The organism is Pseudoalteromonas sp. SG43-1, assembly GCF_014164415.1.
Lineage (GTDB): Bacteria > Pseudomonadota > Gammaproteobacteria > Enterobacterales > Alteromonadaceae > Pseudoalteromonas > Pseudoalteromonas distincta.
The window spans coordinates 46,874-63,025 of the sequence record NZ_JACJFD010000018.1 but is presented as its reverse complement, the minus strand read 5'-3'; the positions used below and the strand labels follow the sequence as shown (position 1 = coordinate 63,025).

Genomic DNA, 16,152 nt, shown 5'->3' with positions numbered 1-16,152 from the left:
TTTGTATTATTTTCGTCATATTTATTCTCTAAACTGGTGTCCCATTTTGGGATTAATACACGGGAATAATAAAAAATGTTTAAAACAAAAATAACACCACTCGCACTTGTTATAGCAAGTCTCAGTGCACCAGCATCCGCTGATCTAATCATTTCAGAATATATAGAGGGAAGCAGTAATAATAAAGCAATCGAGCTTTATAATAATGCTGATACGGAGCTTTCTCTTGAAGGTTATACTTTAGGACTCTATTCAAATGGTAGCAGTTCGATTGGCAACTCGATTGATTTAACCGGAACATTGGCCGCCAATACCACCTACATTATTTCAAACCCCAGTGCAGCAGCTGCAATACTTGATATTGCAGATGAAACCAGCACAGTAACCTACTATAACGGTGATGATGCCCTTGTTTTAACTAAAGACGGTGTAATTGTTGATAGTTTTGGTCAAGTTGGTGTTGATCCGGGTTCAGAGTGGTCTGAAGGGGGTGTAACTACGGTTAACAAAACGCTGCGAAGAAAAGATAGTATTACCACAGGCCGAACTGACTCGACAGCCATTTTTGATCCTAGCGAAGAATGGGAACAGTTTGATATTGACACCTTTGATGGATTAGGCTCACACACAGGAAACGGCGGTACCGCTCCTGTGCCAGACCCTGAGCCAGAACCACTTGAACCACTAGTTTGTGGTGCAGAAAAAACACTAATAAATGCTATTCAAGGTGACGGCTCTGCTAGCCCACTTGTAGGTACATTAGTAGAACTTGAAGGTGTTGTAAGCGCCGATTTTCAAGGTGATGAACAATTAAAAGGCTTTTTTGTTAACTCACTAGCTGCTGATATAGATGCAAATCCACTTACCTCTGAAGGTGTATTTGTATATTTTGCAGATACTGACGTGAATGTAGGCGACCATGTACGTGTAAAAGGTACTGTTGAAGAATATTTTGATGCAACACAAATTGGCAGTGTTAGCCAAGTTGCGGTGTGTGGCACTGGTTTAGCTGCAGCAGCTACAAAAATCACTTTACCTTTAGCTAATACAACTGATTTAGAAGCTTTTGAAGGTATGTTAGTCACATTAGAGCAACCATTAGTAGTGACTAATAACTTTGGTCTTGGTCGATATGGTGAAGTTGAATTAGCAACAGAGCGCTTGTACCAAGGTACTCAGGTTGCGTTACCTGGCGATGCTGCTAATGCAGTTGAAACTGAAAATCTACTTAAAAAGATTTTAATAGATGATGGCTCTACAGTACAAAACTTAGACCCTACAGCTTATCCAACTCCAGGCTTATCGGCAGAAAATACATTACGAACTGGCGATACTGTTAATACTGTTACAGGGGCACTTGCTTATAGCTTCGGTCTTTACCGAATTCACCCAACTTTAGCGCCTTCGTTTATTGCAACAAATGCACGTGAAGATGCGCCTGAACTTAATGCTGAAGCAGATTTACGTGTAGCTAGCTTTAACGTACTTAATTACTTCAATGGTGATGGCCAAGGCGGAGGGTTCCCTACATCTCGAGGTGCAGATACTGAAGCTGAATTTATTCGTCAAGAAGCTAAAATTGTAAGTGCTATTAGCGCTATTGAGGCCGATGTTGTTGGTTTAATGGAAATTGAGAATGATGGCTTTGGCGAATTTAGTGCAATTGCTAGCTTAGTAGATGCATTAAATGATGCAGATAGTGCTAACAACTATGCATTTGTTGATTTTAACGTAGATCAAATTGGTACCGATGCAATTACTACCGCACTTATCTATCGTGCTAACAAAGTAGAAGAAGTAGGCACTGCTGCCATTACAACTGAGGCTCCATTTGATTTTAGTAACCGTGCTCCAATTGCACAAAGCTTTAAATCAATAGAAACTGATGAAGTATTTACTGTTGCTGTGTCACATCTTAAATCTAAAAGCTGTGGTAGTGCTTCTGGAAATAATGCAGATTTAGGTGATGGCCAAGGCTGTTGGAATGAAATACGCACGCAAGGTGCTAATGCATTCGCAGATTGGCTTGATAGCAAACCAACCGGTGTTGATGACGAAGATACTATTTTAGTCGGCGATATGAATGCTTACGCAATGGAAGATCCAATACGTGCATTTGCTGATAAAGGCTACAAAAATGTAGTTGCTGAAATTGATGGTGATACACTTGGTTATTCTTATAGCTTTTCTGGTCGTGCAGGAAGTTTAGACCATGCAGTAGCTACACAATCATTACTTAGCAAAGTTGTCGCTGCAACCGATTGGCATATCAACGCAGATGAACCTATTTCACTTGATTACAATGTAGAGTTTAAAAGCGAAGGTCAACAATCTAGCTTGTACTCTGAAAGTGCATACCGCGCATCAGACCATGACCCTGTGATTATTGACATTAAATCTGAAATTACTTTAACGCCTGAAGAGCAAACACCTGTAATTGCAGCCGATCAAGTTTTTGCAATCGATGAAAACAGCGCAATTGGCACAATTATCGGCACGCTCGATTTTAGTGATCCAAATGCCGATGAATCACCTGTTGTTAAATTTATTACATCTGATAATGACAGCGTTTCTATTAACAATGAGGGGCAGTTAATTGTTGCTGGAGAGATTGATTACGAATTCGAAAATCGTATTACTTTAACAGTACAAGCTCAAGATAGTGCTGGTAACTTATCAAACATTGAAAAAGTAGCCGTTAAGGTAAATAACTTACGCTCAGATGATGATAATGATGCAGGTTCATTATTATGGTTATCACTTCTTTTAGCACCACTATCAATAGTGCGTCGATTTAAAAAGAAATAATTAAGTAAAATCTAAACATATAAAAAGCCGCTTTTGCGGCTTTTTTATTTTATACAAATGTAATTCAGACAAGCTTCATTAAACTCCCCGTAATATGTTCATACGATTAGTGAGTCTTCTAGTAATTAATCAGTAACAACTACATAAGATTGAGTGAATTTTACACAACAAAAACCTCAATGAGTTACGTATATTGGTTTTCCTATTGAAAAATATGAACTTTTATAAGGGTTCACATTTTGCTTTAAGTAAATTAGAAGATACTTACAAAACAAAATCAATATTTACCCTAAACGTAAAAATAAGTCGTGTTTTTATAAAGGAATGAGAATGAAACAACTAACCCAAAACTTGCCTAAATGGCAAAAAAAGTCAGCACCACTACTGGGTCTACTTATTATTTTTTCGACTTGGGGCAATAGCAACCAAGCGATTGCTGCAACTGTTGATGTAGCAATTCCACAAAGTAGCTTATTTGATGTAATTAGCGCTCGCGCTAAAAAGCTAGCAAGCGAAGAATATGTGGCACCTAAAAACATCGAGCTTGAAGCACTAAATAATATTGATTATCAAGACTACCGTTCAATTCGATTTAAAAAAGACAAAGCGGTGTGGAAAGATGAAGGCCTGTACGAGCTGCAATTATTCCACCCTGGTTTTTTATATAAAACACCTGTAACAATAAATACTGTTGATAGCGACTCTAAACGTAGCCGCTTACCTTTCAGCACCGACTTTTACCAATACGATGGCACTGCTGCACCACTACAAGAAGAAATAGCTAAAAGTGTGGCGGGCACTCAACTAGGCCATGCTGGATTTCGCTTACATTACCCATTAAATACTAACGAGTATAAAGACGAAGTAATGGTATTTCAGGGAGCATCGTATTTTAGAGTCGTTGGCCCTCAACAAGTTTATGGCTTATCAGCAAGAGGCCTTGCCATTGATACTGCTGAGAATTCGGGTGAAGAATTTCCAATGTTCAAAGAGTTTTGGTTAGTTAAACCAAAGGCAGAGCAAACACAAATCACCATTTTTGCATTGTTGGATAGTCCATCTATTTCTGGTGCGTACAAATTTAGCGTCGACCCTACAACGAATATGCTAGTTGATGTTGATATGCAGATTTTTGCGCGTAAAGATATTAAAAAACTAGGTGTAGCACCATTAACGAGTATGTTTTATCACGGCGAAAACAGCACCAAATTTTTTGATGACTATCGCCCTGAAGTTCATGACTCGGATGGCCTATTAACTCAATCTGCTGATGACAAGTGGGTATGGCGCCCTCTTAACAACCCATCACAACTCAGCGTTACTTCATTTTCGTACAATAACCCAAAAGGTTTTGGGTTAGCTCAACGAGACCGAGACTTTAATAACTATCTAGACACAGAAGCACATTACCACGACCGCCCTAGCCTATGGATTGAACCACAAGGTGAGTGGGGAAATGGTCGTGTAGAGCTTGTAGAAATACCGACTGATACAGAAACTAACGACAATATCGTAAGTTACTGGGTACCAGAAAAACCAATGAAGGCCGGAGATTCATTAAAATTAAGCTACAAAATGACCACCTTTAATTCAGTTTTAACTCAGCACGAGAAAGCACGTGTACTACGTACAAGAATTGGTAGCGCCGCTTTACCAGGTGAGGACAACCCACCACCAAAAAGCCACCGCCAATTTACTGTTGATTTTACTGGATCAGAAATAAATCAACTGTCTAAACAGTTAAAACTAGATGCCGACATTCAACTTACAACAGGCGAAGTAACCGACGTGAATGTACAAAAACTTCCGGATTCACGTGGATGGCGTGTAGCCTTTAAAATTGCACCACAGGACGATCAACCCGTTGATATGCGTTTATCGTTAAAACTACGTGACAAAGAAATTAGCGAGGTATGGAGCTATGTTTGGTACCCAAATGACATCAAGTAATAAAGGTAGGGGCACTCCAATGCCATTCAAAACACTAAGAGTATGGCTATTTGCCATTGCGGCACTTGGCACATCTGGCTACGGCATATCTATTATGTTTGAGATTTTAAGCTCAAACGGTATGACATTACTTGAGTATGCCCTTTTAGTATTATTCTCAATCACATTTGCTTGGATTGTAACGGCTTTTTGTAGTGGCACAATCGGCTTTGTACTACAGTTGTTTCGAATTGACCCGCTTACGTTAAAACGTATTAAACCAATTGAGTTCAATAACGAGGCAATTAACGCTCAGAAAACCGCCGTTGTAATGCCTATTTATAACGAAGATACCCACCGTGTTATCGCGGGCTTTGAAGTAAGTCTACAATCGTTAAAAGAAACTGGTCAGCTTGATAATTTTGATTTTTATTTATTAAGCGATACACAAGACCCTCAAATAGTTAAAAACGAGCTAAGTGCATGGCATGCATTGTGCGAACGTTTAGGGGATACAGCAAAGCATGTTTTTTATCGTCGTCGCGAAGATAACAAACACCGCAAAGTAGGTAACCTAACCGACTTTTGTGAGCGCTGGGGAAGTAATTACGACCATATGATTGTGCTTGATGCAGATAGCGTAATGACCGGTAAATGTATGTTAGAACTTACTACAAGCATGCTAAACAACCCACAAGCAGGCCTGATCCAAACGATTCCAATACCTGTTCGTCAAGATACCTTTTTTGGTCGTTTTTTACAGTTTGCGTCAGTGCTATATAGCCCAATGCTCGCTACTGGCTCAGCATTTTGGCAAACAGATAAAGCCAACTACTGGGGTCATAATGCAATCATTAGAGTTGAAGCATTTATAACGTGCTGTGGCTTGCCAACACTCAAAGGTAACGCACCTTTTGGCGGTGAGATTTTAAGTCATGACTTTGTAGAAGCATCACTACTTCATAGTGCAGGTTGGGACGTACTATTACTATCAGATATTGAAGGTAGCTACGAAGAAGTACCAAGTAATATTCTCGATTATGCTGTACGCGATAGACGCTGGGTACAGGGTAATATTCAGCACTTAGGTTTACTATCGTCATCTAAATTAAAATTAATGAGTAAGCTGCACTTTCTATTAGGTGCAACCGCTTATATTTCATCACTAATTTGGCTCTCAATGCTAGCGCTAAGTACTATTGATGCAGTAACGCGCGCATTAAATAGTGATGTGTACTTTAACCGTGTTTATCAATTATTTCCTACATGGCAAATAGCTAAAACCGATCTTATTGATTCACTCTTGTATTTAACTATTGTTATTTTATTAATGCCTAAATTAATGGGCGTAATAGTCACCCTAATACATAGAAACAAACGCTTTGGTGGTTCAATTAAGTTAATCCTAGGTTCAATTATTGAAACTGTATTTGCTATTATTGTTGCGCCATTAATGATGGTATTTCATGCTTACTTTGTACTTTGCGTATTTTTAGGTAAAAAAGTGAAGTGGGATGCACAACCGCGCGAAGGTCGTATGGTTCCGTGGAAAGAAGCGTTTGGTTATACGTTATTCTCTACTATTGTGGCTATAGCATGGGGTAGCACAGCCTACTACTTCACACCTGTATTCTTTTGGTGGCTATCACCTATATTATTAGGCTTAGTATTAGGTGCTCCAATTATCCGTTATACCAGTAGTATCAAACTCGGCGTACAACTAAGAAAGTTAGGTATATTTATTTGCCCTAGTGAAGTTGATAACGACTCAACTCTAGAGGCGCTTAAAGTACATCTAAAAGAGATTTCCGTGCCAAAGGAAGGAACTTACCCACAAACAATTCCGGCACTGCCACAAGAGCATATGGTATCAATGCCTATACAATCTTTTAAAAAGCCACGCAGGCTAAAGATTAAAGCGCTAAAAGCTAAGGCTATAAAAAAGTTTAATTAGCGCGTTATAAAATAAAAACAAAAAAGGAGCAATTAATTGCTCCTTTTTTCTATCTAAATTAAAAAATCATGCGCTGCATTTGCCGCTAATATTTTCTATTTTTCTAGCTAACTTATTACAGTACATTTTAGAAATAACTGATTGCGTTTCATCATCAAGTTGCCAGTTATAAAAATGAAAAACCTTACCATTCTCCAGTTCTACTTAAAAATAGTGAAAAGAAAAAACGAGCTAAATGATACAACAGTAATTTCCTCACTATTGATATAACGCTCTGTGCATAGACGTGTATAACAAATCCCTGCTTTGTAACAATATAAATAAATTGCTCTAGTACCTTTTTATTAATTAAAAATATAGGACTAATTAATAATAAAAAGCAGCTATAAAATACTATAAAAAATAAAACCAAATTATAGGTAATAAAAAACCCGCAACATGTGCGGGTTTTTTAAAGAGTTAAAGAGCTAATTACTTAGCAGCTTTTTTCTCTTTTTCTGCAGCGATTACTGTGTCAGCTACGTTTTGTGGACATGGTGCGTAGTGTGAGAACTCCATAGAGAACTGACCACGACCAGATGTCATTGTACGTAGTGAACCAATGTAACCGAACATTTCTGATAACGGAACGTCAGCTTTAATGCGAACGCCAGTTAAACCAGCTTCTTGGTCGCTTAGCATACCACGACGACGGTTAAGGTCACCGATTACATCACCAACGTGATCTTCTGGAGTGAACACGTCAACTTTCATGATTGGCTCAAGAAGTTGTGCGCCCGCTTTAGGGATCGATTGGCGGAAAGCACCTTTAGCAGCGATTTCGAACGCGATTGCTGATGAATCCACGGCATGGAAACCACCGTCAAAAAGTTCAACTTCAACGTCTAATACTGGGAAGCCAGCTAGAACACCTTCGCCCATCATTGACTTAAAGCCTTTCTCAACTGCAGGCCAGAATTCTTTAGGTACGTTACCACCAACAACTGATGATTTAAACGTGAAGCCTGAAGCAACTTCGCCTGGCTTGATGCGGTAGTCGATTTTACCGAACTGACCAGAACCACCAGATTGTTTCTTATGCGTGTAGCTATCTTCGATTTCACGAGTGATAGTTTCACGGTAAGCAACTTGTGGTTGACCAACGATAAGGTCTACACCGTAAGTACGCTTAAGGATATCAACTTTGATATCTAAGTGAAGCTCACCCATACCTTTAAGGATAGTTTCGCCTGAATCTTCATCAGTCTCAACTTGGAAAGATGGATCTTCTGCAACCATTTTACCGATAGCAACACCCATTTTCTCATTACCGCCTTTATCTTTAGGCTGTACAGCAATCGAGATTACTGGAGTTGGGAATACCATTGGCTCAAGTGTTACTGGGTGCTTAGGATCACATAGAGTGTGACCAGTTTGCACATTTTTCATGCCTACGATAGCAATGATGTCACCAGCTTGTGCGCTAGTTAATTCGTTACGGTCATCTGCTTGCATCTCAACCATACGGCCAACACGCTCAGTTTTACCAGTAAACGCATTAAGGATAGTGTCACCCTTATTAAGCTTACCTGAGTAGATACGTACGAAAGTTAATGCACCAAAACGGTCATCCATTATCTTAAATGCTAGCGCCTTGAAAGGTTCGTCAGCAGATACGATTGCGAATTCGCCATTTTCGTTACCTTCTTCATCCATAAGAGGTTGAGGATCAACTTCTGTTGGAGCAGGTAAGTAGTCAACAACAGCATCAAGGATTAGTTGCATGCCTTTGTTTTTGAAAGCAGAACCACAGAACGTAGGGAAGAAAGCAAGGTCACGAGTACCTTTACGGATACAACGCTTGATATCTTCGATAGAAGGTACTTCACCTTCCATGTACGCTTCCATAAGGTCATCGTCTTGCTCTACAGCAGTTTCGATAAGCATTTCATGGTATTCATCAGTTTTTTCTACCATGTCTGCAGGAACGTCAGTGATTTCGTAGTTTTCTGGAAGACCAGTGTCATCCCATACGTACGCTTTTTTAGTTAAAACATCTACAACACCAACAAACTCATCTTCGATACCGATTGGTAAAGTCATGATTAGTGGAGTTGCGCCAAGTACTTTACGTACTTGCTCAGTTACACGGTAAAAATCAGCACCCATACGGTCTAATTTATTTACAAAGATAATACGTGCAACTTCTGATTCGTTAGCATAGCGCCAGTTAGTTTCTGATTGTGGTTCAACACCACCAGAACCACAGAATACACCAACACCGCCATCTAATACTTTAAGTGAACGGTATACTTCAACTGTGAAGTCAACGTGTCCAGGAGTATCGATAACGTTAAAACGGTGATCTTTCCAGAAACAGCTTACAGCCGCAGACTGGATAGTAATACCGCGCTCAGCTTCTTGTTCCATGAAGTCAGTAGTAGATTCACCATCATGAACCTCACCTGTTTTATGGATTTGACCAGTAAGCTTTAGGATACGCTCAGTAGTCGTGGTTTTACCCGCATCAACGTGCGCGAAAATACCAATGTTTCTGTACTTCGATAAATCTGCCATTAATTTTACTCTTAATAAAGTCGATAAATTATTCGGCAGGAGTATAACATCACTTAATGCGAACATCACCATACAAGCCGCTTAAAATGCAATCAATTCAACATATTTTTTTTATCGTCAGAATCTATTAAATATCAAACATAACAAAAAAAACGCAAGACATTGAAATTAATAGCGTTTAATACTTAAGTTTCAGATACACCAAGTTACTTCGCTATTTTATAGCAACGTTCAGGACGGCCAATACTGCCATAACTTTGATCCGCTGTTAACTTACCTGATTCAAGCAAATACTCTAAGTAACGGCGTGCTGTAGAGCGACTCACACCGACCAAATCGCCCATTTGCTGAGCAGTAAATGCAGTGGTTGCGTGCTCTACAAAAGCATCATGTATTTTTTGCAGGGTAAGTTGATCGACCCCTTTTGGTAAACGAACAGACGTGTTGGTTTGCTGCTTTGAACCAAATAACATATCAACCATTGACTGCGTTACTTCACTTGCATCAGAAAAACATTGCTGACGTGATTCAAAACGTGCGAGTGCTTGATCAAGTCGGTTTAACATTAATGGTTTTACTAAAAAGTCGCATGCACCTAACTGCATTGCTTTTTCAAGGGTTTCGACCTCTTTTGCAGCAGTGAGCAGCATAACCTCACTTTTAATCGTTCGACGTCGTAAGTCGGTCAATAAATCAAGTCCGTTACCATCAGGTAAATGTATATCGAGTAAAATCAAATCGGGTTCAATTGCATGCAGTAAGGCTGTTGCCGTGCTTAAATTACCTGCAATGCCCACTACCTGATACTGTGCTTGCCTTAAACTTTGCTTTGGCGTTTGACTACCTGCGACACCATTTGGTAATAACAAGTACTGCGCTAATAGCTGTGCTACCTCTACTTCGTCTTCAATTATTACTACTGAATACGTCATGTTTAATGCTCTTATTATTTTGGAATGTAAACACTTAGTCTTGCACCAAGTAGGTCTGACTCACCAATTTCTAACGTGCCACCGCATGAGTCTAAATTTGTTTTTACTAAATATAAACCAATACCATGCTCTGCTCCTGATTTAGAGCTGTACTGAGGGGTAAAAATAACATCATGGTCAGAACCTAACCCAAAGCCTGTATCTTCTACATCAAATAAGAGAGTTTGGCTGGTTTCATCAACGGTTACCCGTACTTTTGCAGAGCGAGAGTTCGATGACCTAATAGCAGCCTCAATCGCATTATCTATAAGATTACCTAAAATAGACACAACTCGCTCGAGCATATCTTTACGTGCAATAACACCAAGTAGGCTGTCGGGGTTAAGCTCAAGCGCAACATTTAATTCTCTTGCTTTATGATATTTACCCACCAACAAACCAGCAAGCACAGGGTCTTGTATGCGCTCTAACAAGTTATGAATTTGTGCCTGAGAGCCCTGGCTTTCTTGCCCTATTATTTCTATAGCTTGTTCGTTTTTGCCCATTTGCACTAACGCACCAATTAAGTTGAGCTTATTAGAATAGTCATGAGTTTGTACCCTTAAAAGCTCTGCAAAAGCCTGAACTTTAGTAAGTTGTTGGCTTAAATACTCAAGTTCATCAGAGGGGCGCATACTCAGTAAAATACCATCCGCCTGCCCTTGCACTTGCAAAGAAAATCTCGATAATATAAGGCGTTTATCGGCGGCAAATAATTCAAAACCCACTATTTTACGTCGCTGATTACGCAATAAAAATTCTGCATGTTCAGGTAATAAATCGTTTAAGCTGAGGTTCTGATTAAGAATTGAAGTTGGTTTATCTAATATTTCGCAGGCGCGTTGATTGAGTTTTCGTACTTTTCCGTCCGGGTCGAGTGCAATAATACCGCTGCGTACCGTATTTAAAATTGCATCTTGTTCTGAAAACAAACGTGCAATTTCATCTGGCTGCAGGCCAAAAATAGCATTTCTGACACGCTGTCCAATATAAATAGCCGCCAGTATACTTAAACCTACAAGTATTAAGCCCCATATTAAAATTTCACTACTGCGAGAGAGAATAAGCGGATCGATTGATTGTACTAAAAAACCAACCGATACAACGCCTACTATTTCATTATTACCTGCGTACACCGGCACTTTGCCACGAATTGATTCACCTAAGCTACCATGGGCCACCGAAATATAGCGTTCACCTTTTAATGCAGCTTTGCTATCGCCTCCGACCATTTTTTTGCCAATTTTATCTTCATCTGGATGCACAATACGAAGCGCATTTTCATCGCCAACAACAATAAAATCAGCACCTACAAGCTGTCGTAAATCTTCAATTTTCATGTTAATAGCGGTTAAGTCACTAGGTATTTTCAGTGCATTAATTACATCAGCACGTGTGGCAATACTGCTTGCCACAGCTAATGCTTTATCACCAATATGGTTATGTAAGCTTTGCGCTGTAAGTTGATACACCAACGCGCCAAATAATAAAGCCTGCAATACACACAATCCTGTTACCCAAATAATTAATCGTGTTTCTAATCGCTTAGGTTTTGTGACCATGTTTTGCAATGGATTTAGCTTGTTGGTGTTTTTCATTTCATTCTCAATTATGCATTTACTTTGTCTGCACGGCGTTGCATTAAATAATCTTTTAACGGAAACAACAGCACTAAAATTGAAATTACAAATATGCTCAATGTTAGCGGACGATCCCATAAAAAGCTTAATGAGCCATCAGAAATCATCATTGAACGACGGAAGTTTCGCTCAATCATATCTCCTAATATAAAACCTAATAATAGTGGTGCCATAGGAAATGACAGTAATCGCAATACTAGCGCAACCACCGCAAATCCTACCATCATAAATAAGTCGAAGGTATTGAAGGACACTAAGTAAACACCAATTAAGCTAAAGAACAATATCATCACGGTGAGTACCGACTTAGGCATTGCTAATACTTTTGCAAAGTAAGGAATAAGCGGCAAATTTAAAATAAGCAGTACAATATTACCAAAGTACATACTTACAATAACCGCCCAAAATACACTTGGGTTTTCTTGCATAAGCATTGGACCTGGTTGAATGCCGTAAGCAATCAAAGCACCTAGCATAATTGCCGTAGTACCTGAGCCCGGAATACCAAGCGTTAACAGTGGAACAAACGATCCTGTACACGCCGCATTATTTGCCGACTCTGGCGCAGCTAAACCACGTAATGAGCCTTTACCAAACTTTTCTTTCAAACCTTTTGGCGCTAAATTTCGCTCTGTTGCATAAGCCATAAAGCTTGCAATAGTTGCACCAGCACCCGGTAACACCCCCACTATAAAACCTAAAATAGACGAGCGACCAATCACTGGTGCTATCTCTTTAATCTCGGCTTTACTTAACTTGGTTGAACCTATTTGCGGTGTGTCTGAGTCATTAATGTTTTTAGCATCTTTTTTCTCTGGTTTTACAACATTTACAAGCGCCTCGGCTAATGCAAACGTTGCCATAGCAACCAGTAAAAAGCTTATTCCGTCGAGTAAATCAGGTTGCCCAAAGGTAAATCGGTCAGTCCCTGATGATGGATCAATACCAACCGTTGCTAGCATCAAGCCAAACACAGTCATCATCATTGCTTTTAAAAATTGCCCTTTATTTGAAAATGCTGCAATAGCTGTTAAGCCTAAAAACATCAACACAACATAATCAGGGGATTGAAAACTCAATGACACTTTTGCTAATAAAGGTGCAGCTACCATTAATAATATGGCGCCAATCGTTCCGCCTATAAAGGAGGAATAAGCAGCAATTGCCAATGCTTTACCTGCATGCCCTTGTTTAGCAAGCGGGTAGCCATCAAAGGAGGAAGCTACCGTACCCGCCACGCCAGGCGCATTAATTAAAATAGATGACGTAGAGCCACCAAAAATAGCGCCGTAATAAACACCCGCCATTAAAATCATGCCCGAATCGGCGCCAATGCTGTAAGTAATTGGGATCATCAAGGCAATTGCGGTAATTGGCCCCAATCCTGGTAACATACCTATAAAAGTACCTACCAAGCAGCCAGCTATAACGTACATTAAATTATTAAAGTCGAGCACGGTCGACAAACCAAGCATAATTCCATCAAACATAACTTAACTCCACAAATCGCCCGGAACCAAGTAAATACCCAATACTTGAGTCATCAAAAACCAAAAAACCACCGCAACCGGTATCGATGCAAATAGCAAAATTCCCTTACGTCTTTCGCCCATCACAAAAAAGCCCGCAAGCAAAAACGCACTAGTAGAAATTAAAAAACCAATTGGCTCCAGTGCCGCGCTATAAATTACCATTAATATTAATAAACCAAAGGTGCGCAGTACGTGTGACTTTTCAAGAACATCATCAGTATTAGTTTTCTCTCTTGGTTTAAGCAATGTTGAACCAATAGAAAGTAAGCACACCACAATACCAAACCCGGCATATACTTTAGGAAGTGTCGCTGAGGTAACCGTTTCGTATTCTTCAAACGGTAGTAGCGGAATTTGCCATGCAACCACAGCGTATAAAGTAAATAGCGCCAAGAATAAACTTGGCCCTATTAATTCTCGATTCGTCATTTTAAAACCTCGATTACGGCAATGTGCGGATAAAGCCAAGCTCTTCCATTACAGCTCTAAGCTGCACTTCTTGTGCTTCTAGTGACTTAATAAACTCATCTTTTTCTTGAAAAAGATTTAGCCAACCGTTACGAGCTCGTACAGCTTCCCACTCAGGTGTACTTTGCAACTCACGTAGTTTTTTTGTGTACTGTGCTAACTTTTCAGCGGGTAAATTAGGTGCAGCAAAAAGACCACGCCAATTAACAAATTCCATATCGTAACCTAGTGACTTAAGTGTGGGTATTTTTGGGTAATCAGGTAAGGGCTCACCCGATGTAACCGCTAAAATACGTGCTTGACCACCGTTAGCTACTTCAAGCGCTTCACTTAAGCCAGTAGAAAGTAAATTCACTTCGCCTGAAAGCAACCCAGCCTTAGCTTTACCGCCTGCATCGTAAGGAATATAACGTAGGCGTCGACCATCTATACCCGCAGCTTTAACAGCTTGAGCCGCCACTAAGTGATCCATACTGCCGCGAGCAGAACCGCCCGCTACTTTTACCGAACTTGGATCTTCTTTTATTGATTTAATAACATCCTCCCAAGTTTTAAATGGAGAATCGTTACGCACTACAAACGCGCCATAATCTGCAATCATACTGGCTACAGGTGTTAAATCGCGATAGCTATAAGGAATTCGGCCACTTAACGCGCGCAATACGATAGGCGTTGAGTTAACCATTAAAATATCGCCCTTTTTAGTGCCCGACTCAATTAAATACGCAATAGCACGACCGCCTCCACCACCAGACATATTTTGAAAAGATGCATTATTTTCAATGCCTGACTTAACTAAACCTTCGCCTATACCACGGGCTGTTGTATCCCAACCACCACCAGGTCCGCCAGGGATTAAAAAGTGAGTGTCGGCCATTGCCATTGGGCTGCTAAGTACTAACGATGCTGCAAGTATGGTCGTTTGTAATGATTTAAATAATTTCATTGTGTGTCCCTTTAAAATAAATACTGCATACGTGCACTAAAGCCCATACCAGAGTCTTCGTCGCCAACCAGCGCAGTAGTACCGGCACCTTCTACATCGCTGTAAATTAGATTACCCATAAACTTAATATCACTACTTACGTAATAAGATGTACCTAATGTATAAGTTGTCGCTTTTGTGCCTTGTAAGCTACTTGTAGCATCTACTTCTGAAACACGTGCCACCAACTCCCATGCATCTTTAATATTTTTAGGTTGTACAAATAATGCAGAGCTCGCTTTGTATTGGCGCTGTTCTCCACCTAAAAAGTAACTTGCCGATACATGAAAACCATCAAAGCGCTCGCCATCTAAAAAATCAGCACTATTAGCGGCATCAAGTGAGCGGCTTGCATATTCAGCCTCAAGTGTTAAAGAATCCGCCTGATAAGCAAACTCAAGACCGGTTTGCGATAAACTATCAAGTGGGCTTGTTACACCACCAGCAGCATAATCAACAAGGCGAGTATTAGTCTCGCGCACTTCACCACGCGCAAAACGTGCGCCTAATTCATTGCCACCCATATCGCGATATGAATGCCACACGCCTAAATGAATTACATCGCCAGGTGATGTACTCGACCATGTAGCACGCCCAGTAATAGCAAGAGTAAGCTTATCGTTTTCATCGCTACCTGTTGCACCAAATGCATCATTTTTATAAACGCCTATCGCGTAACGAAAGCCAGAGTCTTTAAAATATTGATAGGCAGAAGCGCCCCAACGAAAAAATGGGGAGAAAGTATTGGCAAGCGAACTACGCTCAATTGTATTAATGTGCTTTGAACTGGTTAATGCATTTAGCGATATATCTTCGCGAATTTTACCTGCTTTAACTTTAAGTCCGTTATCAAACGCATAGCGAACACGCGCCATCACTATTTCAGCAGTGCCTTCGGCAAACTCGAGTAACAACTTGTGATCCCAATTTCCGTGCTCACTTTCAACGTAAGTACGAATACGACGAGGGAAAAAATTGCTCCCGCCAGAGCCCTCGTTATCAGCATTGTAAGCACCATCAAAATAGTTGTAGTCGAGCTGAACCCGTCCACCAAACTCTAAATTAAAACCACTGGTTGTTTTTAGTGCACTTACTTCTTTTTGTAACGCATCTAATTCCTCTTGTAGTTTTTGCGTATCGTTATCGGCTAAAACGGATGTACTTGCTAATGCTGCAGCAACTGCCAAAGCGAGTTGTGTGTTACTTGCTTTCATTATTTTCTCCACGCTTGTGTATGTATTTATTGTCAGGTAGATAAGCGACGACAAACTGCTATCTAACTCGCAGCTTATTGTTAACGTGAAATTAA

Annotated in this window: 10 protein-coding genes; 3 read left to right on the top strand and 7 right to left on the bottom strand. The window is 40.1% G+C overall.

Going from position 1 to position 16,152, the window contains the following annotated elements; translation table 11 throughout:
* Positions 1–75 precede the first annotated feature (75 nt).
* The 3 genes from H5159_RS13245 (at position 76) to mdoH (ending at position 6,691) form a co-directional block, all read left to right on the top strand.
* Complete coding sequence (locus H5159_RS13245; protein WP_182780418.1) at positions 76–2,808, top strand: ExeM/NucH family extracellular endonuclease; 2,733 nt, start codon at positions 76–78, stop codon at positions 2,806–2,808.
* Positions 2,809–3,138: 330 nt separating this feature from the next.
* The gene (locus H5159_RS13240; RefSeq protein WP_182693856.1) at positions 3,139–4,758 is read left to right on the top strand and encodes a glucan biosynthesis protein; all 1,620 of its coding nucleotides are present in this window, start codon (positions 3,139–3,141) and stop codon (positions 4,756–4,758) included.
* Complete coding sequence (gene mdoH / locus H5159_RS13235; protein WP_182780417.1) at positions 4,730–6,691, top strand: glucans biosynthesis glucosyltransferase MdoH; 1,962 nt, start codon at positions 4,730–4,732, stop codon at positions 6,689–6,691. The genes H5159_RS13240 and mdoH overlap by 29 nt, the downstream gene beginning before the upstream one ends.
* Before the next feature lie 471 nt (positions 6,692–7,162).
* On the opposite strand, the gene fusA is transcribed toward mdoH, so the two are convergent.
* From fusA to H5159_RS13200, 7 genes are all read right to left on the bottom strand, one after another.
* Complete coding sequence (gene fusA / locus H5159_RS13230; RefSeq protein WP_004334977.1) at positions 7,163–9,247, bottom strand: elongation factor G; 2,085 nt, start codon at positions 9,245–9,247, stop codon at positions 7,163–7,165.
* 206 nt (positions 9,248–9,453) lie between these two features.
* Positions 9,454–10,179 (bottom strand): response regulator, encoded by a 726-nt coding sequence (locus H5159_RS13225; protein ID WP_008136531.1) that lies wholly within the window; start codon positions 10,177–10,179, stop codon positions 9,454–9,456.
* A 14-nt stretch (positions 10,180–10,193) separates the two neighbouring features.
* Positions 10,194–11,816 carry a sensor histidine kinase gene (locus tag H5159_RS13220; protein WP_024597083.1) on the bottom strand — a complete coding sequence of 541 codons (1,623 nt, stop codon included), beginning with the start codon at positions 11,814–11,816 and terminating at the stop codon, positions 10,194–10,196.
* 11 nt (positions 11,817–11,827) lie between these two features.
* The gene (locus H5159_RS13215) at positions 11,828–13,348 is read right to left on the bottom strand and encodes a tripartite tricarboxylate transporter permease (protein WP_008136529.1); all 1,521 of its coding nucleotides are present in this window, start codon (positions 13,346–13,348) and stop codon (positions 11,828–11,830) included.
* Between the two features lie 3 nt (positions 13,349–13,351).
* On the bottom strand, positions 13,352–13,819 hold the full coding sequence (locus tag H5159_RS13210; protein WP_008136528.1) for a tripartite tricarboxylate transporter TctB family protein: 468 nt from the start codon (positions 13,817–13,819) through the stop codon (positions 13,352–13,354).
* A gap of 13 nt (positions 13,820–13,832) precedes the next feature.
* On the bottom strand, positions 13,833–14,804 hold the full coding sequence (locus H5159_RS13205) for a tripartite tricarboxylate transporter substrate binding protein (protein ID WP_008136527.1): 972 nt from the start codon (positions 14,802–14,804) through the stop codon (positions 13,833–13,835).
* Between the two features lie 11 nt (positions 14,805–14,815).
* Complete coding sequence (locus H5159_RS13200; RefSeq protein WP_008136526.1) at positions 14,816–16,057, bottom strand: OprO/OprP family phosphate-selective porin; 1,242 nt, start codon at positions 16,055–16,057, stop codon at positions 14,816–14,818.
* Between the last annotated feature and the right edge of the window lie 95 nt (positions 16,058–16,152).